Genomic DNA, 17,774 nt, shown 5'->3' on the forward strand with positions numbered 1-17,774 from the left:
TTCGTTTCATCCTTAAAAAAATAAGCAAGTGACCTTTTAATGACGTACTTTCAATGGTCACTTATTGTCACTTGCCCTATTAATCCACTATTCATCCTTCAAGGTCATACTCCCGCTCAAACCAATCTTTGATGTCTTTGCGCTCATTAGACAGTTCCCCATTAATAACGGCCGTTAAAATCAATTGCAAGGCTTCTTTTAACCATGGTCCTCGTTTTTGTCCAGACCATTGTAGTAAATCCATTCCATTTACTACAAGCTCTTGACGATGTCTTATTGGTAAGCGTGCCTGAGCCTCCCGTATGCTTTGTTGCGAGTTGGGCGCTAGTTCTTTCAACTGCGCAAAGTATTGTGCTGTTTCGAGCTCCTCTAACGAATACGTAAAATAGTCCATACTTGTCCAGCCTTTTTGTAGCGCATGAAACGCACTTAAAACAGCTTTAACAAATGCCATTTCCTTATTGGACAAACGATAGGCACGCAATACTTCCTGCCATTGCTCTTCTTGTAGAAGAGCAAAATACGCCCAACCACAAGTTGCATTTTTTACAGAAAAACCATGCCAATGCTCTCCTTGAAAGTTACCTCGCAAATAGGATACTAATCCACTTTCTTCAAGCTTTCGAATGCCATTATAAACATCTTTTCCTACCCAAAGTTTATCAAGTTCAGCCTTAATGCGCTCTTTGGCAACCCAAGCGATATCAGAAGCTTTTTCCTGCATTGCTTGAAGTGTCTTGGCCTCGATTGTAAAGCCAAGCTGTGCTGAAAAACGCACAGCCCTTAGCATCCGTAAGGCATCCTCAGCAAAACGTACTTTGGCTTCTCCTACTGCTCGAATCACACCAGTCTCAATATCACGTTGACCACCATAAAAATCTACAAGCGAGCCATCTCGACGCATAGCTATCGCATTCATCGTAAAGTCACGACGCTGTAAATCTTGTTCTAGAGAGCGAACAAAATGAACCTCCTCTGGTCTTCGATGATCCGAATATTCTCCATCTGTGCGATAGGTTGTTACTTCAACGGGTGCTGTCGGCTCAATAACAAGCACAGTGCCGTGTTGAATACCAATATCAACCGTACGATTAAAAACAGTTTTAACTTCTTGTGGCAATGCATTTGTCGCTACATCTACATCATGTACAGAACGATTTAATAGGGCGTCTCGCACAGCTCCGCCTACGACAACTGCCTCAAAGCCCGCCTCCTCCAATTGTTCAATAACTGAGAAGGCAGCCTGCCATTCTTTATTGTTTTGCATGGTTTTTTTCAGCAACCTTTTCATACAGTTGTTCATACTGCTCAACAATTTTAGATGAGTGGAATTTTCCACTCACTGCACGCATTGCTGCTTCGCGGAAACGAAGTAATTTATCTTCATCGTTCAGTAACTGTACAGCATAGTCAGCTACAGCATCCGTATCGCCTAATTCCACTAAATAGCCATCTACACCATGATCAATGACTTCTGGTATCCCACCAACGGTCGTACCGATACATGGCACACCACAAGCCATTGCTTCAAGCAAGACAAGTCCAAAAGATTCTTGTTGTGAAAGTAATAGCTTTAAATCACTAATAGCGTATAATTCAGCTAAATTTTCTTGTTTGCCTAAAAATAAAACGTCCTTAACATATGGGCTTTCTTTTACTTGATCCATCACACGATGCTTTTCGGGTCCATCCCCTACTAACAGTAGCTTCGCTTTTACATTTTCACGGATTTTCATAAACGCATCGACAATATGAGGGAGGTTTTTAATTTTTCGGAAGTTAGAAACATGAATAATAACTTTTTCATCTTCTTGAATGCCAAACTGCTCTTTTAAGTTACCAGCATTTTGCGGACGATAGACACGCTCATCCACGAAGTTGTATATCGTTTCAATTGGCTTAACAGTATCAATAAGTTCGTAGGTTTGCTCTTTTAGTGACTCTGAAACTGCTGTCACAATATCAGATTTATCAATACCATATTTAATGGCTTGTGACAGTGTAGAATCCTGTCCAAGAACGGAAATATCCGTACCATGGAGCGTTGTCACAATGCCAATATTTTGCCCACTCATTTCTCGGGCTAGTACCGCACATACGGCATGTGGGATTGCATAATGTACATGTAGCACGTCTAACCCTTCATCTTTAATCACGTCCGCCATTTTACTCGCTAATGCAATATCATATGGCGAATACTGAAATACTGAATAATTGTTCACTTCTACTTCATGGAAAAAGACGGTCGGATAAATTTTATTCAATCGAAATGGTACGCTTGAGGTGATGAAATGAATTTCGTGCCCTCTCTCTGCTAGCATTTTTCCTAATTCTGTTGCAATTACACCAGAGCCTCCAACTGTTGGATAACAGGTAATGCCGATTTTTAGCTTTCTCATTCGATAATCATCCTTTCTAAATTCACGTCTTTTAATCTCGTCTTTCTTGAATCAGTCTCCAATCCACAAAGCCCTCTTGTAGGCCCTTTAGTAGTATTTCTGCAGTTCCCATATTTGTTGCCAGTGGCACTTGATAAACATCACAAAGACGGATAAGTGCAGAAACATCTGGCTCATGTGGTTGTGCTGTTAATGGATCACGGAAGAAAATGACCATGTCCATATCATTATTGGCAATCATAGCGCCAATTTGTTGGTCCCCTCCAAGCGGACCCGAGCGGAAACGTGTAACCTCTAAGCTTGTTGCATCGATAACACGTTGCCCTGTTGTACCTGTTGCGTAAAGTGTATGTTCATTTAAAATATCACGATACGCGATAGCAAACTGTACTAGATTATCTTTTTTACGATCATGTGCAATTAATGCGATTTTCATAAGTTTTCCATCCGTTCTTTAGATGATGTTTTCTAAACCATAAACTAGCTGATCCATTTTCATAACTTCTTCTACACAAAATGCAACGCCAGACATAAAGGAGTTACGATTTAATGAGTCATGACGGATTGTTAATAGTTGCCCGTCTCCTCCAAACAATACTTGCTGATGTGCCACTAAACCAGGTAAGCGAACAGAATGAATTCGCATACCATCAAAATCAGCCCCTCTTGCGCCTTCAATCGTTTCTTTTTCCTGTGGATGACCTTGCGTTTTTTGTGCTCGCACCTCTTGGATCAGTTGTGCTGTTTTGACACCAGTTCCAGATGGTGCATCCAATTTTTGGTCATGGTGCATTTCAATGATTTCTACATCGGGTAAGTATTTTGCTGCTTCTTTAGCGAATTTCATCATCAGGATTGCCCCAATCGCAAAGTTCGGTGCAATAATGCATCCTAACTCCTTCTCATTAGCAAGTGCTGATAATTCTTCAAGTTGCGCATCTGTAAAACCAGTTGTGCCAATAACTGGCCGTACATTTAAATTTAAAGCTTCTTTTGTATGATTATATACTGCATGTGGATTCGTTAAATCTACTAATACGTCAGGTGCAGTTACTTCTACTAGCTCATTCATATCTGTAAAGATTGGTGCTGTATAACTTGCTGGAAACATCTCTAAATCAGCTAATGTCTGGCCAACCTCTTTATAATCAAGTACAGCTACTAACTCCATTTTGGCATGTTTCATAACTGTATGTACAGCTTCAGCTCCCATTTTTCCTCTTGGCCCTGCAATTGCAACACGAATCGACATTATTCCTCTTCCTTTCTTGTCCAGCGATCCTTATCTCTCGTTTCAAATTTATGTATGACGCGTAAAAGTGCCTCATCTAATTTTATACCTTGAGCATTCGCAAAGCATACTAAAACAAAGAAAAAGTCACCTAATTCTTCTTCAATACTATTCGTTTCTTCAGAGCTCTTTTTCTTTTTCTGCCCGTATACGTCCTGTACTTCGCGTGACAATTCTCCAAGCTCTTCCGTTAAACGTGCGAGTAGTTCAAAAGGAGGGAAATAACCTTCCTTAAATTGTCCAATATAGTCATCCACACGTTTTTGCAAGGCTTGCATCGTTATCTGTTCTGTCATCCCATATCACACTCCTAATTACCATCGTATAAAATTTACACCATTGTTGTCAAAAACAATAAAATGACAGATAATAAAACCACTACTTCATAGTTAGGAATTACAGGAGGTCTTATGTTCAAACAGATCAGAATTCGTAATATTATCGCAATAATGCTCGGAGCAGCCATTTATAGCTTTGGTTTTGTACACTTTAATATGCAAAATCAGCTAGGTGAAGGTGGTTTTAGTGGGATTACCCTTGTTCTCTATTTTACACTAGGTTGGGATCCCGCATTACTTAATTTAATCTTGAATATTCCAATGTTTATTTTAGGTTGGCGCCTACTTGGAAAAAAATCATTTATCTACACATTAATAGGTACAATTTCAGTATCCATTTTCCTGAAAATATTTCAGAAATACCAGTTCACGATTCATTTAGAGGATGATTTATTCCTCGTGGCACTGTTTGCTGGTGTTTTCGTTGGACTAGGGCTCGGTATTGTCTTCCGCTTCGGTGGCACTACTGGCGGTGTGGATATATTAGCACGTCTCGGCCATAAATATCTAGGCTGGAGTATGGGGAAAACAATGTTTATTTTCGATGCTATTGTTATTATAATATCATGGCTAACATTTTTAGATGCACGTTCTATGATGTATACGCTAGTTGCTGTATTTGTAGGTGCTCGCGTTATTGATTTTGTTCAGGATGGTGCCTATGCAGGACGTGGAGCACTCATTATTTCAGAGAAATCGAGTGCAATTGCGGATATGATTGCATTACGTATGGAACGAGGCGTTACGATTTTAGAAGGGCATGGTCACTTTACAAAGCAAGCCAAAGAAGTGATTTACTGCGTTGTTGGACGCAATGAAGTTGTACGTTTAAAATCGATTATTCATGAAGTTGATCCTCATGCGTTCGTCTCCATTTCGGAAGTACGTGATGTGGCGGGAGAAGGCTTCACGCTCGACGATCAAAAACAACCATTACATTAAAATGCAAAAAGTGTTAGATTGACAGTAAATCAATCTAACACTTTTTCTTGCTAAAGGACGATGTGATCCGCTACGGCAATTGCTTTTGTTTTATCGGCGATTCTTCGACTTTTATCGGCGATTGCTCGTGTTTTATCGGCGATACTTCGACTTTTATCGGCGATTATTCCCTACATACAAATAAAAAACTTGTTATAGTGGTCATCCCACTATAACAAGTTTTTCTTAGTCATCACTACGCATATTTGTAAAGATTAAAATTAATCGTAATAATTCTAAAACAGCTACTGCTGTAGCAGCTACATAAGTTAACGCAGCGGCACTTAACACTTTACGCGCTGGACGTTCTTCTTCGTTCGTAATAATACCAAGTGAATTCATTTGCACGAGTGCACGCTTTGAAGCGTCAAACTCAACTGGTAATGTTACTAATTGGAACACTACGCCTGCTCCTAGTAAGACGATACCTAACAATAACATATTAGATAAACCAGAAAAAATTCCGATCATCACGAAAACCCAAGAGAAGCCAGATGAAATATTCGCAACTGGAACAAGCTTACTACGTAAAGTAAGCATTGAATATGCCTCTTTATGTTGAATGGCATGGCCTACTTCGTGGGCAGCAACCGCTGCACCTGCTACACTTGCCTCATAAAAGTTACTTTCTGATAATGCGACTGTTTTTGTCGCAGGGTTGTAGTGATCAGATAACACACCTTGTGTTGGTACAACTCGCACATCGTACAAGCCGTTCGCATCTAAGATCGCCCTTGCTACCTCAGCACCAGTTTGTCCCTTCATGGTACGTTCCTTTGCAAACTTATTATACGTACCTTTTACCTTCATTTGAGCGTACAATGGCAGTAGCATAATAATCGCAAAATAAACAATATACATGCCTGTTGACAATTTCCTAACCCCTTTCTACCTCGATACTATAATTCTATAGAGATTTCCCTAATTGGGCAAATATTTGCGCCACCTAATTGAGAAAATAGCGATGAAAATACAAGCAATTGATAACCAGAAAGTAAAATATCCAATAGCACTTGTATATTCCGCTAAATCACGATACATTGGCATTTGCCCAAACACATAGTCTATGACATCATTATGCAAAGTCCAAACGGCTGCAACCGCAACATGCCAATACGAAAATACATATTTACCGATGTAAAGGATTCCTTGAAATGCCATCGCAAAATGTGATCCGATAAGCATCCAGCCTTGCCAGCCAATGTAGCCTGTTTCTACTAAAGTCCAAAGATTCATGACATCTGCCCAAATACCATATTTAACTAATGTGACAAGTACTAACACTTCCATCAATGGCCATCTTTTTCCTACTATCCATGCCAACAGCACAAAACAAAAAAACAAACTAGCAGTCGGACTATCTGGTACAAAAATATAAAAAATCGGCTTCGTAATCGCTAATTGCCAGCCATACCAATAATAGCCGTAAATCGTTCCTAACAAGTTGATCAGTAGTAATATGATTAAAAATGTTTTATGCGTAAGGAGGTACCAAATATTTGCACGTGTCATTTGCATGATTAAAGCTCCTTTACTATCCGTCCATACTAAGATGTCTTTTTCTTTAATATTTATGTATTTTTTGGCGGCTACGCCTCTATGGCACTTATATGTTACAACAAGTGGCGTATTGCAATAAGAAGTATTATCCATAGACTTTTCTCATTAATTATATCAAAAGCAAGTGCAAAATGTTGAATAGAAGCTAGAAAAAAAGAGTCAGTTTCCCGACTCTTTTTGAAATTATTCAGCTTTTAAGCCTTCGATAAACTCAGCTAACTTTTGAAGATCTTCATCAGAACCTGTCCATAGACCTGCTGGCATTTTACCACTTGGTGAACCATTGTGTGCAATGTCTATAATTTCATCAGCTGTTAGGCCTGTATTCATAAGTGTTGGCGCACCAGCACCACCTTCTAAGCCTTCACCATGACATGTAATACATGCAGAGCCGGCATAGATTTGGTAACCTTCTGAGCCTTTATCAAACTCTACAGTTTCTACGATAGCACCTTGAATTTTTTGAGCTTCCCAGTCATGATTAACAACTGACTCCCAAGTTAAATAGAACATAGCAGCCAATGTTAATAACATAAACGCTGTTGGTAACGGGCGTTTAGACGGACGGCGTTCTGGACTCTTATCTAAAAATGGCATTAATAATAGCGCTCCAAATGCTAGACCTGGAATGACAATTGCTCCGATAACATTATATGGACCAGAAGCAAATGAGTATTTTAAGAGTTGGTACATGAATAAGAAGTACCAGTCCGGTAATGGCGTGTATGCTCTTGTTGGATCAGCTGGCCCTTCAAGTGGAGATGGGTGAGCGACTGTTAACAATAAATAACCGATTAAGAAAACAGCACCTACCATCCATTCTTTTAGTAAGAAGTTCGGCCAGAAAGCTTCAGTTTTACCTGGATATTCGGAATAATCCTTTGGAACGTTCGGCATTCTGTGATTCGCTTTAATACGAGAATCGCCGACAAATTTCATTCCTTTTCCGCGATGCATAGTGTCCCCTCCTTTAAAAAATCATCGAACCGTCAAGAATTATTACAACGGCCCTGAAATTCCTTGACGACGAATCATGATAAAGTGTGCTGCAAGTAACCCAAACAATACTGCAGGCAAGAAGAATACATGAATCGCAAAGAATCGTGTTAACGTTTGAGCACCAAGAATAGTACTGTCACCCGCTAATAATACTTTAATCATCGAACCAATAAATGGTACAGATGCCGCAATTTCGATACCTACTTTAGTAGCGAACAATGCTTTCATATCCCATGGTAATAAGTATCCTGTAAAGCCAAGACCCATCATTACACCAAAAATACCTACACCAACCATCCAGTTTAACTCACGAGGTTTCTTATAAGAACCAGTGAAGAATACACGAAGCGTATGTAAGAACATCATTACAATTACTAATGAAGCTCCCCAGTGGTGCATACCGCGTACGATTTCACCAAATGCTACTTCGTTTTGTAAATAATAAACTGATTTCCAAGCATTCACGACGTCTGGTACATAGTACATTGTTAAGAACATACCAGATAGAATTTGAATTACTGTGATGAAAAATGTTAATCCACCGAAGCAGTAAACGAATGCTGAAAAATGGTGTGCAGGGTTCACGTGCTCTGGCACTTCGTGGTCGGCAATATCACGCCAGATTGGTGTAATATCTAATCGTTCATCGACCCAATCATAAATTTTGTTTAGCACTGAATTCGTACCCCCTTACAAATTAAACTAGAGTATTTGCTCTTGCTGGACCAATCTCTAAATAACCATCTTTTTCTTGTACTTCAAATTCATCCAACGGACCTAGAGGCGGTGTACCTGCAATGTTTTTCCCGTTTTTCTCGTAACGCCCTGCATGACAAGGACAGAAGAATTGATTTGGGTGTGCTGAATCGCCATTCCAGTCCACCATACATCCTAAATGCTTACAAACAGGTGATAGCGCAATTATTTGGTCGCCTTCTTTGTAAACCCAAGCTACGTCTGTAACATTAGATTTGTACCAAGCGTCAACTTGCTCATAAGTGAAGTCAACTTTAACTGGCTCTGAAGTAAGGTCAGCGACTTTATGTTCGGTTTTGATAAAATCCCCACCTTCATGCTTTTGTAAAACTGGGTCAATTGCAAAACGAACCATTGGCATCAACATACCTGCCGCCATAAATCCGCCAACACCAGTGAGTGTGTAGCTTAGAAATTGACGACGTGAAACTCGATTGTTACTCATCCTTTTCCCCCCTCTAACTTAAAGGTCAGTCCAACGGACATACTTTTACAAATAGTAATACTAGGACATATCTATGATATATCAAGTCCATAGCTTGGTCAATATAGCATTCTGTGGAAACCTGGAGAATGTGAACATTTATTGAAACAAATTGCTAATTTTGTGACCATTTGGTCGAAAATACAGGTATTACTTGGCGCAACTGATCTTCGAGAATGGTTTGTTTCACGTTCATATTCATGGATTCTAGTGGAATAGCTGGTAACCAAATAATATTTACAACATCTCCAATATTTGTCCAAAAATGGTCACAAGTAATGAAGAACACATGCTTAAAGCCAGCAGTATGTAATTGTGTTTCTAATTGCACTGGCATTTCTTCGTTTTTCAAAGCAGTACTATACGAAAATGGTGGCATGACTAGTAAGCGACCTCTAAACTGTTGTTCAATAAAAGCTGTAAGCGATAACAAAAAATCTGATTCTGCGCCACTTTGCTTTAATTTTTCAGCAGTAAGATCGATTCCTACAAGTGGAATAATTGCCGTATCGATAAAATCCTTCTGCGCTAAAAACGATGTCACATCGTTTGCATTAAAATACATCCAATCCCCCCCTAACTGTAACAAATATAAAAATGCCCTTTTCCACTCTTTTATAGGATAACCAATAAAAAGTGAAAACAATCATTCACTAGTCATGTTACCATATAGAGGTGGATAAAGGGCATTCAAATTTTACCTATTGACTTAACACTATTGTAAATTAGCAGTTTCTTTTAAAACTTGTAACAAATTTGACAATTCATAAAATCGTTCTTCATCGCCTTTATCTAGGGCTTCATCAATTTGTGCAAGTAATTTTTCTTCTTGGAATACGAGTAAACTATTGGAAAGTAACTCTTCTGCCAGTAAACGATCCTTTTCACTAACAATTAATGTTTCTGGCATATAAGGGTTTTCTTCAAGAACTGCTAAGTATTGTGCACTTGGCGGTATATTTGGGAAGTTCAATTGTATATACATATCTTCTTGTTCATGTAAACGTAAGTCATGGAACGATTTCTCAGCATCGGCTGTCATCACATTGCCTTTATAAAAACGAAATGGTACACCTGTTGAGTCTACTGTAGACATCACCATTGCTCTAGGGCAATAGTGAGCTTCTTCTACAAACCGTATTCGTTTTAACAACTCATCATTACTTAATAAGTAATTTAAAATCCATACACACTCACGACGTTTTAATTGGTAATTTTTTAAAAACCAGCGAACAAATGCTTTTTTATCGACAACTGATACAGAAGCAGTCATACCCACTCCCTCCTTTACTCTAATTCTAAGCCTTCTAACATCTCTTGCCATTGTGGTTCACTTGGTTGAAGCTTGATTAAATGACCGAGAACTTCTTTAACTTCTGAACGCTTGCCTTCTTCTAATAAGAAATAAACAAATTTTTCTAAAAATGCTGCGTCTTCCTTAAAATCAGTATATGCCAAACGGTAAAATTCGTATGCACGGTCGTACAATTCTAAATTTGCATATGCATCTGCAGCGTAAGGGTATAAAGTTATCCATTCAAAATCATTTTTTTGTAATGTCTCAAATAATTCAACGACATCCTCATAGCGTTCTTGTTGATTAAATACGGAAATAAGTGTCAGTACCGCTTCCATATATTCAGGATCTAAAGCAATGGCTTCTCGTAAATAATTTTCGGCTTCTTCTGGCAGAGCATTTTTTAATGCCATTTTACCCGCAAATAAGAATAATGATTTATCGTATTCATCGCGCTTCAAGCCTTCTTTAATGGCTGCGTAAGCTTTTTTATTGTCCTCAGTCATGGCATAGCTTTCCGCTAGCAATAAATAAGCTGAGAAATAGTCAGGGTCTAATTCTTTTAAGTCCTCTAATTGCTTAATAGCCAACTCATATTTTTGCGATTGGAACGCAGCATATGCAGCACCAAATAAAGTATCTGGCTTCACTTCGTCATCTAGCGCTGCTAAATAATAGTCTAAGGCTGTTTCATAGGCAGCGCCCGCACGATATACCTCGGCTAATCGTTCGACAAGACTGACGCCTGCAAATTCCTCTTGTTGTTCATGTAATTCTTCGTAAAGGCGTGCTGCCTCTAGAAAACGTCCTGTCTCAAATAATAACTCTGCTTTAGCAAAATGTAGTAGTGGTTCATCAGGTAAGATGGCTAACGCCTCATTAATACGTTTTTCAGCCACTTCAAATAAACCTTGCATTTGATAATAATCGGCTAGCACTAGTAATGCTTGCGGGTATTCGGGGGCTGTATCTTCGACTGCTAATAACATGTCTAATGCCTCGTCCTCATCGCCAAGCTCCATTAAGACGTTGGCACGGTCAATTTTTATTTGTGCCTCCTCTGGGAATAAAAATTGCAGATGCTCCAGTACACGGTCCGCTTCTTTCATGTAACCATATTGCATAAAAACTTCCGCTAGTGCGTATATTTCCTCAGGTAATTCCTTCATTAAAAAGGATTCGAGAAGCTGGTCTATTAAAGCTAAATCCCCTTGCTCAAGTGCTTGCATCATTTCCGTCATTGCATTATTCACAGTCATTCACCTATTCTTTCATGTATATCTTTATGCTACAAAATATTTTCTTTTGAAACAAGAAAAAACTCCCCAAAAGGATTGGGGAGTCTAGTGTTGACTATTTCTTCACAGATTCAACATGCTCGAAAAACGATGGGTAGGAAACCGCGATGCACTCTGCATCATCTAATGTCACTGCTCCATCCGTTATTAACGCTGCCACAGCGCCCATCATACCGATACGGTGATCCCCGTATGTTTTCAAGCTTGCCCCATGTAATGGCGTAGGCCCTTCGATGATCATACCATCCTCAGTTGCTTCAATATGCGCCCCTAATTTTTTTAGTTCATCCACTACTGCAGTAATGCGATCCGTTTCTTTAACCTTGAGCTCCTCAGCATCTCTAATAATTGTTTTACCGTGTGCCTGTGTTGCTAAAAGTGCAAGAATGGGAATTTCGTCAATTAATCTCGGAATCATATTTCCTTCAATAATAGTTTCTTTTAAAGTAGACGTTTCAACTGAAATTGTTGCAGTTGGCTCAGATTGACCGTCCTCATTTGCTACTATTGTAATAGAGGCCCCCATGTTCTGAAGAACTTCTATGATACCGTCACGTGTTGGATTAACCCCCACATTTTCTAAAACAATTTTACTATCAGGGCAGATGGCACCCGCCACTAAGAAAAATGCAGCAGATGAAATATCGCCAGGCACAGACACATGTGTGCCTGAAAGTGTTTGTCCGCCTTCAAAAGTAATCACACCATCCGCAACAGTTATTTGCGCCCCAAATTGGCGTAGCATACGCTCAGTATGGTCTCGTGATACTTCTGTTTCACGCACAACGGTTGTCCCTTGCGCACGTAAACCAGCTAATAAAATAGCTGATTTCACTTGGGCACTCGCAACAGGCATTTGATAGTCAATAGCTTGTAGCTGTGTTCCTTGGATAGCAAGAGGTGTATACTGACCATCTGCACGGCCTGTAATATGAGCACCCATTTGACGTAATGGGTCAATAACACGTCGCATTGGGCGTTTACCAATAGAGGCATCTCCCGTCATCACGCTATGCACTTTTGAACCAGCTAAAATTCCGAGCATTAAACGTGTTGTTGTACCAGAGTTCCCAGTGTAAAGCACCTCACTAGGTTCCTGCCAAGCTTCCATACCTGCGCTTTCGATTGTGACATTTGTACCATCTACATCAATCTTCACACCAAGTTTGCGGAAACAATCAATAGTACTTAAACAATCTTCTCCAAGTAAAAAGCCTTCAACTGTTGTTTTCCCTGTTGCAATCGCCCCAAACATAACCGAACGATGTGAAACAGATTTATCACCAGGAATTGTTAATGTCCCTTGTAAAGACGGCTTGTTATACTGCAATACTTTTTCACTCATAATTATCTCTCGCCTCCGTATGAAGATAGAAAGCGCCGATACATCGACGCTTTCTTCATTATATTTAGCCGTTTAACGCCTCTTAGAAATAGACGAACTAATCTATGAAATATATGTTTCAAAATTTGCTCGCTTTTGAATACATGCTGCTGCACGTTCACGATCACTTTCACTTTGCAGACTTATCACAAGAATACCAAAGACATCTTCACGTGATTCTACAATTCGTAAATTTGTAATGCTGATTGCTTCTTCAGCGAGTAGGCCTGTTACCTCAGAAATTACCCCTGGATAGTCAGGAACATCCACATACAAGTCAAACGAAGTAAACATTGCTCCAGCACTAATTGGTAATTCATCACGTAGCTCTTTGGCAATAGCAAAATAACTTTCAATATCTGCTGAGCTACCATTTAATAGCAGTTCCTTCACACGATCCATTTCAGCTTGCCAGCCTTCTAACTGTGCTACTAATTCATCACGATTTTGCAGTGTAATATCGCGCCACAAAATAGGATTAGAGGATGCAATACGTGTCACATCTCTGAACCCCCCTGCTGCAAGTGAGCGTGTCATAGGATATTCACCATTTTCCTCACCTAGTTGATGCACTAGGGATGCTGCAATAACATGTGGAAAGTGACTAACTACAGCTGTCATATGATCGTGCTCACGCGCGGATACACTAACTACTTTTGCATGTGTAAATTTTAATAGGCTTTCTAGCTGAGCCATATTGATAATTTCTTCGCCTGCAAGTGGTGTCAGCATATAATAAGCATTTTCGAAAAGATGCGCTTTCGCAGCTAATACACCACTTTTATGAGAGCCTGCCATCGGGTGTCCACCGATAAACGTAATACCGAGCTCACGTAACTCACCAGCTTTTTGCATAATCATTTTTTTCGTACTACCTGTATCTGTTACAATAACTTTATTTTTTAATGGCCATGTTTTTAATTGCTCCATCCATTCAAGCGTAGCGTTGACAGGCGTTCCAAAAATAATGATATCTACCTCTGCTGCAACGTCTTTTGGGTCTGTCACAATGTCATGAACAATATTTAATGTTTTGGCATGCTGGCGAGTTTTTTCATCCATATCATAGCCAATAATTTTAGTTTCAGGTGCTTTTTGTAAAGCAAGAGCAATCGAGCCCCCAATTAAGCCTAAACCAATAACGAGCACTTTGCGTGTCATGCAAAAACCCCTTGTTCTTTTAACACTTCTTCAAGATGCGCTAATAATGCTGCATTTTGAGCTTCTGTACCAATAGTGACACGGATAAAACCTGGCGCACCTAGAGCATTACCACTTCGAATAATAAATCCACGCTTCATAAGCTCTTGGAAAACAACATCACTATCAGCATTCGTGTTAAAGAAAATAAAGTTTGTATCAGATGGGTAGTATTTCAAATTATGTTTTTCACAAAAATCAACGTATTGTTTTTTACCTATTTCATTTGCTGCACAGCAAGATTTTAAAAAGTCTTGATCACTTAATGCAATAGCAGCAACTGCTTGACTTAAAATCGTATTGTTAAATGGAGCACGTACTGGATCTAGTTTTGCAATTACTTCAGGTTGGCCAATTGCATAGCCTACTCGGAACGCGGCAAGACCGTATGCTTTAGAAAATGTGCGCATTAATAGTACATTTGGATACTCATCAATTAAAGGTAGAGTTTCGTTATGACCTGGGTGTGTCACGTATTCGATGTACGCTTCATCTAAAACGACAAGTACATCGCTTGGTACTTGCGCTAAAAATGCACGTAAATCTGTATCTGCAATAACGACACCAGTTGGATTATTCGGACTACATACCCACACAATCGAAGTCTGTTCATCAATTGCTGCTGCCATTGCGTTTAGATCGTGCGCGCCTTCAATACAAGGAATTTTACGAACTTCCGCACCTTCAATTTCAGCATTATGAACGTATTGGGAGAATGATGGATCTGCCATGACTGTATTCACACCTGGATACAACAGAGCACGAGTAAGAATTGCAATAATATCATCTGAACCATTTCCAAAAAGAAGCTGTGTTTCTTTGACACCTACATGGTTGGCCACAGCTGAACGTAAATTTTGTGCGTAGCCGTCTGGATAAATTGCATAGTTTACTGCATTCTTTTGTAAATATGCTGTTACCTTCGGTGAGCATCCAAATGGGTTTTCATTTGATGCTAACTTTACGACTTCTTGTAAGCCAAATTCACGTTGTACTTCTTCAATTGGTTTACCTGGCTTATATGCTTGCATACCGTCCAATTGTTGTTTCCATTTCATCTTAAACATCTCCTCTCATTATTTAGCTTGGGCTAAATCTGGTCTTAATTTCACTGCATCATTTAAATAAATGTGCTGCACATCTTTCTGCGCCATTTCCACATTCGCATGGATTAACACACGAATACATAATGGCAGGGCACCTGGTACGTCCATTTCATGCATACACATAACAGGGACATACTGCCAGCCGTCCATTAACCTTACAGCACGCGCTGGAAACGCCGATGTAATATCTGGTGTCGTTGAAATAACGATTGAAGCAATGTCGTCAATCTCTACATGGTTTGCTGCCACCACTTCACGTACTAATCTCGCTGTCTCATCCCATACAAGCTCTGGCTTGTCCAATTCAATTGTAATTGCACCTCTAAGTCCACGAATCATACAAGCACCTCCGCTAATAACTGTCGGAATTCAGCATCCACTTCTTTGCATTCTGCTAACTCAATTGGTCGCACAAAAGGTTTTCCAATTTCTTCAAGTAATACAAATTGTAGAACTCCGTATTCCGCTTTTTTATCTTTCAATAAATACTCTATTAATTGTTCAAATGAATAATCATTTACCGCTTCAAAAGGATAGCCGTTTTTCAGCGCAAATTGTAAAAATGCTGTTGTGAATTCACGATTTAACTTACCATATCGTTCACTTAATAATAGACAATACACAAGCCCAATCATCACTGCTTCACCATGTGCAACTTTTCCATAACCCGCCGCTGCTTCAATGGCATGACCATATGTATGTCCTAAATTTAAATATTTGCGCACTGATTGCTCTGTTTCATCCTCAGATACGATTTTCGCCTTTACTTCAATTCCAGCTTTTAAGTGATTGGCCAATTCCGTAGTGCTAAAACGGATAACAGACTCTGCATCCATTAGCTGTTGGAGCCACGCGGCATTCGATATCATCGCATGCTTAATGACCTCTGCAGTTCCAGAACGTACCTCGCGCTCAGATAAGCTTTCAATAAAGACAGTATCGTAAATTACGCCTTCTGGTTGATAGAAAGCCCCAATCATATTTTTGCCTAATGGATGGTTAATAGCGGTCTTTCCGCCAACTGCTGAGTCATGAGCTAAAATTGTAGTTGGTATTTGTATAAAAGGCACTCCACGCATATATGTAGCTGCAACAAAGCCTGTTAAATCACCAACTGCTCCTCCACCAAATGCAAAAACAAATGATTTTCGTGAACATTTTTGTTCAAGTAAAAAGGTTTGTGCGGCATTGTATTGTTCAAATGTTTTACAAGCCTCACCACCTGGTAGCACAAATACCTCAAATGGATACGGAAAATTCCCCTTGAAATATTCCCCTTGAGCAGCCCAAACATTGGCATCTGTAAAAACAATAATCTTATCTGCTTTTTGCAGTTTCTCATCAAACGTTTTAACTGCTTCGGCTAAAAAATTATGTCCAAGCACTACCTCATATTGATGTGATTTTGTTGCTACTGGTACACGCATATATTAAAACTCCTTTGCGTAACGGCGTTGTTCTTCAATTTGTGCTTTTAATTGCGGCAGTTGATCTCCATGGAATTGATCCATAATCGCGCTTGCAATTTCCCAGGCAATAACATGTTCAGCTACTACTGAAGCTGCTGGTACTGCACAGCTATCTGAACGTTCTACACTTGCTTTAAACGGTTCTTTTGTCTCAATATCAATACTTTGTAATGGTTTATACAATGTTGGAATTGGCTTCATCACACCTCGGACAACGATTGGCATGCCTGTAGTCATTCCGCCTTCTAGGCCGCCAAGTCGATTCGTAGCACGAGTATAGCCTTCTTCTTCCGACCAAATGATTTCGTCATGCACTTCTGAACCTTTACGACGAGCCATTTCAAAGCCAATACCAAATTCAACACCTTTAAAAGCATTAATAGACAACATGGCTGCCGCTAATTTTGCATCTAATTTCCGATCGTAATGAACATACGAACCAACACCAGCTGGCATGCCTTCAACGATTACTTCAACAACACCGCCAATAGAATCGCCTGCTTTTTTTGCTTCATCGATCGCCTCTACCATTTTTGCCGAAGCAACAGGATCTACACAGTAGCATGGATCAGCTTCGACAATTGTACGAATTTCATCTACAGTTTTTCCTTCAATGACAGATGTGTCTGCTTTAATACCAACGATTTCTGTTACATGTGACACAATTGATATACCGAGCTCATTTAATAAAGCTTTTGCAACAGCTCCCACTGCAACACGGACAGTTGTTTCACGCGCAGAAGAACGTTCTAAAACATTTCGTAAATCTCGATGTCCATATTTCATGCCACCTACTAAATCAGCATGGCCTGGACGTGGGCGTGAAATTTGACGTTTGATATCATCAGGATTAACATCCTCTGCTAAAGGTTCCGCCCCCATAATTTTCGTCCAATGCTTCCAGTCATCATTCGTGACAACGAGCGACACAGGAGAGCCGAGTGTTTGTCCGTGGCGAACACCACCTACTATTTCTACCGTATCCGTCTCAATTTGCATACGACGACCACGGCCATGACCTCCTTGGCGACGCTTTAAATCATGGTTAATTTTTTCTGCTGTAATTGGTAAAAGTGACGGTAAACCCTCAATTATTGTAGTTAATTGTGGTCCGTGTGATTCTCCTGCTGTTAAGTAACGCATAAACGCTTTCTCCCTTCAACTCGCTAAAGTATGTATTTTTCACTATAACATATATTCTCTAAAAAAACA

The 17,774-nt window shown here is 39.7% G+C and carries 20 protein-coding genes; 1 reads left to right on the top strand and 19 read right to left on the bottom strand.

The genetic code is table 11. The features are described 5' to 3' along the window. Window positions 1–91 precede the first annotated feature (91 nt). Genes ACIQ1H_RS09845 through ACIQ1H_RS09865 form a run of 5 tightly spaced genes read right to left on the bottom strand, consistent with a single transcriptional unit; the run spans window position 92 to window position 3,986 of the window. A complete protein-coding gene (locus tag ACIQ1H_RS09845) occupies window positions 92–1,267 on the bottom strand; it encodes a CCA tRNA nucleotidyltransferase (protein ID WP_402888455.1) in 1,176 nt (391 codons plus the stop codon). Then, complete coding sequence (gene bshA, locus ACIQ1H_RS09850) at window positions 1,254–2,399, bottom strand: N-acetyl-alpha-D-glucosaminyl L-malate synthase BshA (RefSeq protein WP_173478477.1); 1,146 nt, start codon at window positions 2,397–2,399, stop codon at window positions 1,254–1,256. Before bshA ends, ACIQ1H_RS09845 begins: the two co-directional genes overlap by 14 nt. A gap of 31 nt (window positions 2,400–2,430) precedes the next feature. After that, window positions 2,431–2,835, bottom strand: coding sequence for a methylglyoxal synthase (mgsA, locus tag ACIQ1H_RS09855; protein WP_173478476.1), 405 nt, complete (start codon window positions 2,833–2,835; stop codon window positions 2,431–2,433). Between the two features lie 18 nt (window positions 2,836–2,853). After that, window positions 2,854–3,651, bottom strand: a complete 798-nt coding sequence (gene dapB / locus ACIQ1H_RS09860; RefSeq protein ID WP_173478475.1) for a 4-hydroxy-tetrahydrodipicolinate reductase — start codon at window positions 3,649–3,651, stop codon at window positions 2,854–2,856. Continuing rightward, entirely contained in the window at window positions 3,651–3,986 is a 336-nt protein-coding gene (locus ACIQ1H_RS09865) for a nucleotide pyrophosphohydrolase (RefSeq protein WP_337981681.1), read from the bottom strand. Before ACIQ1H_RS09865 ends, dapB begins: the two co-directional genes overlap by 1 nt. Window positions 3,987–4,100: 114 nt before the next feature. On the opposite strand from ACIQ1H_RS09865, the gene ACIQ1H_RS09870 reads away from it, so the two are divergent. Then, window positions 4,101–4,970, top strand: coding sequence for a YitT family protein (locus ACIQ1H_RS09870; protein WP_173478473.1), 870 nt, complete (start codon window positions 4,101–4,103; stop codon window positions 4,968–4,970). A gap of 225 nt (window positions 4,971–5,195) precedes the next feature. On the opposite strand, the gene ACIQ1H_RS09875 is transcribed toward ACIQ1H_RS09870, so the two are convergent. The 14 genes from ACIQ1H_RS09875 to aroC all read right to left on the bottom strand — a co-directional run bounded on the left by ACIQ1H_RS09875 (window position 5,196) and on the right by aroC (window position 17,705). Then, a complete protein-coding gene (locus ACIQ1H_RS09875; RefSeq protein ID WP_483869769.1) occupies window positions 5,196–5,870 on the bottom strand; it encodes a zinc metallopeptidase in 675 nt (224 codons plus the stop codon). Window positions 5,871–5,930: 60 nt separating this feature from the next. Further along, window positions 5,931–6,527: a lipoprotein heptaprenylglyceryl N-acetyltransferase LhaT gene (gene lhaT, locus ACIQ1H_RS09880; RefSeq protein WP_402888589.1), complete on the bottom strand. Its 597-nt coding sequence runs from the start codon at window positions 6,525–6,527 to the stop codon at window positions 5,931–5,933. A 225-nt stretch (window positions 6,528–6,752) separates the two neighbouring features. After that, on the bottom strand, window positions 6,753–7,526 hold the full coding sequence (locus tag ACIQ1H_RS09885) for a menaquinol-cytochrome c reductase cytochrome b/c subunit (protein ID WP_173478471.1): 774 nt from the start codon (window positions 7,524–7,526) through the stop codon (window positions 6,753–6,755). A 42-nt stretch (window positions 7,527–7,568) separates the two neighbouring features. Further along, complete coding sequence (qcrB, locus tag ACIQ1H_RS09890; RefSeq protein ID WP_024364262.1) at window positions 7,569–8,243, bottom strand: menaquinol-cytochrome c reductase cytochrome b subunit; 675 nt, start codon at window positions 8,241–8,243, stop codon at window positions 7,569–7,571. Between the two features lie 22 nt (window positions 8,244–8,265). Continuing rightward, the gene (locus tag ACIQ1H_RS09895) at window positions 8,266–8,769 is read right to left on the bottom strand and encodes a QcrA and Rieske domain-containing protein (RefSeq protein WP_173478470.1); all 504 of its coding nucleotides are present in this window, start codon (window positions 8,767–8,769) and stop codon (window positions 8,266–8,268) included. 154 nt (window positions 8,770–8,923) lie between these two features. Further along, window positions 8,924–9,373, bottom strand: a complete 450-nt coding sequence (locus ACIQ1H_RS09900) for a DUF2487 family protein (protein ID WP_173478469.1) — start codon at window positions 9,371–9,373, stop codon at window positions 8,924–8,926. 150 nt (window positions 9,374–9,523) lie between these two features. Continuing rightward, complete coding sequence (locus ACIQ1H_RS09905) at window positions 9,524–10,081, bottom strand: ReoY family proteolytic degradation factor (protein ID WP_024364265.1); 558 nt, start codon at window positions 10,079–10,081, stop codon at window positions 9,524–9,526. 14 nt (window positions 10,082–10,095) lie between these two features. Continuing rightward, window positions 10,096–11,364, bottom strand: coding sequence for a tetratricopeptide repeat protein (locus ACIQ1H_RS09910; protein WP_402888461.1), 1,269 nt, complete (start codon window positions 11,362–11,364; stop codon window positions 10,096–10,098). A gap of 94 nt (window positions 11,365–11,458) precedes the next feature. Then, a complete protein-coding gene (gene aroA, locus ACIQ1H_RS09915; protein ID WP_402888463.1) occupies window positions 11,459–12,748 on the bottom strand; it encodes a 3-phosphoshikimate 1-carboxyvinyltransferase in 1,290 nt (429 codons plus the stop codon). Window positions 12,749–12,850: 102 nt separating this feature from the next. Next, window positions 12,851–13,948 (bottom strand): prephenate dehydrogenase, encoded by a 1,098-nt coding sequence (locus ACIQ1H_RS09920; RefSeq protein ID WP_402888465.1) that lies wholly within the window; start codon window positions 13,946–13,948, stop codon window positions 12,851–12,853. After that, window positions 13,945–15,045, bottom strand: coding sequence for a histidinol-phosphate transaminase (hisC, locus tag ACIQ1H_RS09925; protein ID WP_402888466.1), 1,101 nt, complete (start codon window positions 15,043–15,045; stop codon window positions 13,945–13,947). The genes ACIQ1H_RS09920 and hisC overlap by 4 nt, the downstream gene beginning before the upstream one ends. 18 nt (window positions 15,046–15,063) lie before the next feature. After that, window positions 15,064–15,432: a chorismate mutase gene (gene aroH / locus ACIQ1H_RS09930; RefSeq protein WP_173478464.1), complete on the bottom strand. Its 369-nt coding sequence runs from the start codon at window positions 15,430–15,432 to the stop codon at window positions 15,064–15,066. Then, window positions 15,429–16,520 (bottom strand): 3-dehydroquinate synthase, encoded by a 1,092-nt coding sequence (gene aroB, locus ACIQ1H_RS09935; RefSeq protein ID WP_402888467.1) that lies wholly within the window; start codon window positions 16,518–16,520, stop codon window positions 15,429–15,431. The genes aroH and aroB overlap by 4 nt, the downstream gene beginning before the upstream one ends. A gap of 3 nt (window positions 16,521–16,523) precedes the next feature. Beyond that, window positions 16,524–17,705 carry a chorismate synthase gene (gene aroC / locus ACIQ1H_RS09940; protein ID WP_402888469.1) on the bottom strand — a complete coding sequence of 394 codons (1,182 nt, stop codon included), beginning with the start codon at window positions 17,703–17,705 and terminating at the stop codon, window positions 16,524–16,526. Window positions 17,706–17,774: the final 69 nt, after the last annotated feature.

The sequence above is a fragment of the Lysinibacillus sp. NPDC097279 genome (assembly GCF_044761745.1).
Taxonomy (GTDB): Bacteria; Bacillota; Bacilli; order Bacillales_A; family Planococcaceae; genus Lysinibacillus.

Excerpts from the sequence above, each read along its gene's own strand:
- aroC (WP_402888469.1), bottom strand. The coding sequence starts at position 17,705 with ATGCGTTACTTAACAGCAGGAGAATCACACGGACCACAATTAACTACA.
- ACIQ1H_RS09895 (WP_173478470.1), bottom strand. The coding sequence starts at position 8,769 with ATGAGTAACAATCGAGTTTCACGTCGTCAATTTCTAAGCTACACACTC.
- ACIQ1H_RS09845 (WP_402888455.1), bottom strand. The coding sequence starts at position 1,267 with ATGCAAAACAATAAAGAATGGCAGGCTGCCTTCTCAGTTATTGAACAA.
- dapB (WP_173478475.1), bottom strand. The coding sequence starts at position 3,651 with ATGTCGATTCGTGTTGCAATTGCAGGGCCAAGAGGAAAAATGGGAGCT.
- ACIQ1H_RS09910 (WP_402888461.1), bottom strand. The coding sequence starts at position 11,364 with ATGACTGTGAATAATGCAATGACGGAAATGATGCAAGCACTTGAGCAA.
- aroH (WP_173478464.1), bottom strand. The coding sequence starts at position 15,432 with ATGATTCGTGGACTTAGAGGTGCAATTACAATTGAATTGGACAAGCCA.
- ACIQ1H_RS09885 (WP_173478471.1), bottom strand. The coding sequence starts at position 7,526 with ATGCATCGCGGAAAAGGAATGAAATTTGTCGGCGATTCTCGTATTAAA.
- ACIQ1H_RS09905 (WP_024364265.1), bottom strand. The coding sequence starts at position 10,081 with ATGACTGCTTCTGTATCAGTTGTCGATAAAAAAGCATTTGTTCGCTGG.
- bshA (WP_173478477.1), bottom strand. The coding sequence starts at position 2,399 with ATGAGAAAGCTAAAAATCGGCATTACCTGTTATCCAACAGTTGGAGGC.
- ACIQ1H_RS09870 (WP_173478473.1), top strand. The coding sequence starts at position 4,101 with ATGTTCAAACAGATCAGAATTCGTAATATTATCGCAATAATGCTCGGA.
- lhaT (WP_402888589.1), bottom strand. The coding sequence starts at position 6,527 with ATGCAAATGACACGTGCAAATATTTGGTACCTCCTTACGCATAAAACA.
- ACIQ1H_RS09865 (WP_337981681.1), bottom strand. The coding sequence starts at position 3,986 with ATGACAGAACAGATAACGATGCAAGCCTTGCAAAAACGTGTGGATGAC.
- aroA (WP_402888463.1), bottom strand. The coding sequence starts at position 12,748 with ATGAGTGAAAAAGTATTGCAGTATAACAAGCCGTCTTTACAAGGGACA.
- aroB (WP_402888467.1), bottom strand. The coding sequence starts at position 16,520 with ATGCGTGTACCAGTAGCAACAAAATCACATCAATATGAGGTAGTGCTT.
- ACIQ1H_RS09900 (WP_173478469.1), bottom strand. The coding sequence starts at position 9,373 with ATGTATTTTAATGCAAACGATGTGACATCGTTTTTAGCGCAGAAGGAT.
- mgsA (WP_173478476.1), bottom strand. The coding sequence starts at position 2,835 with ATGAAAATCGCATTAATTGCACATGATCGTAAAAAAGATAATCTAGTA.
- ACIQ1H_RS09920 (WP_402888465.1), bottom strand. The coding sequence starts at position 13,948 with ATGACACGCAAAGTGCTCGTTATTGGTTTAGGCTTAATTGGGGGCTCG.
- ACIQ1H_RS09875 (WP_483869769.1), bottom strand. The coding sequence starts at position 5,870 with ATGTATATTGTTTATTTTGCGATTATTATGCTACTGCCATTGTACGCT.
- hisC (WP_402888466.1), bottom strand. The coding sequence starts at position 15,045 with ATGAAATGGAAACAACAATTGGACGGTATGCAAGCATATAAGCCAGGT.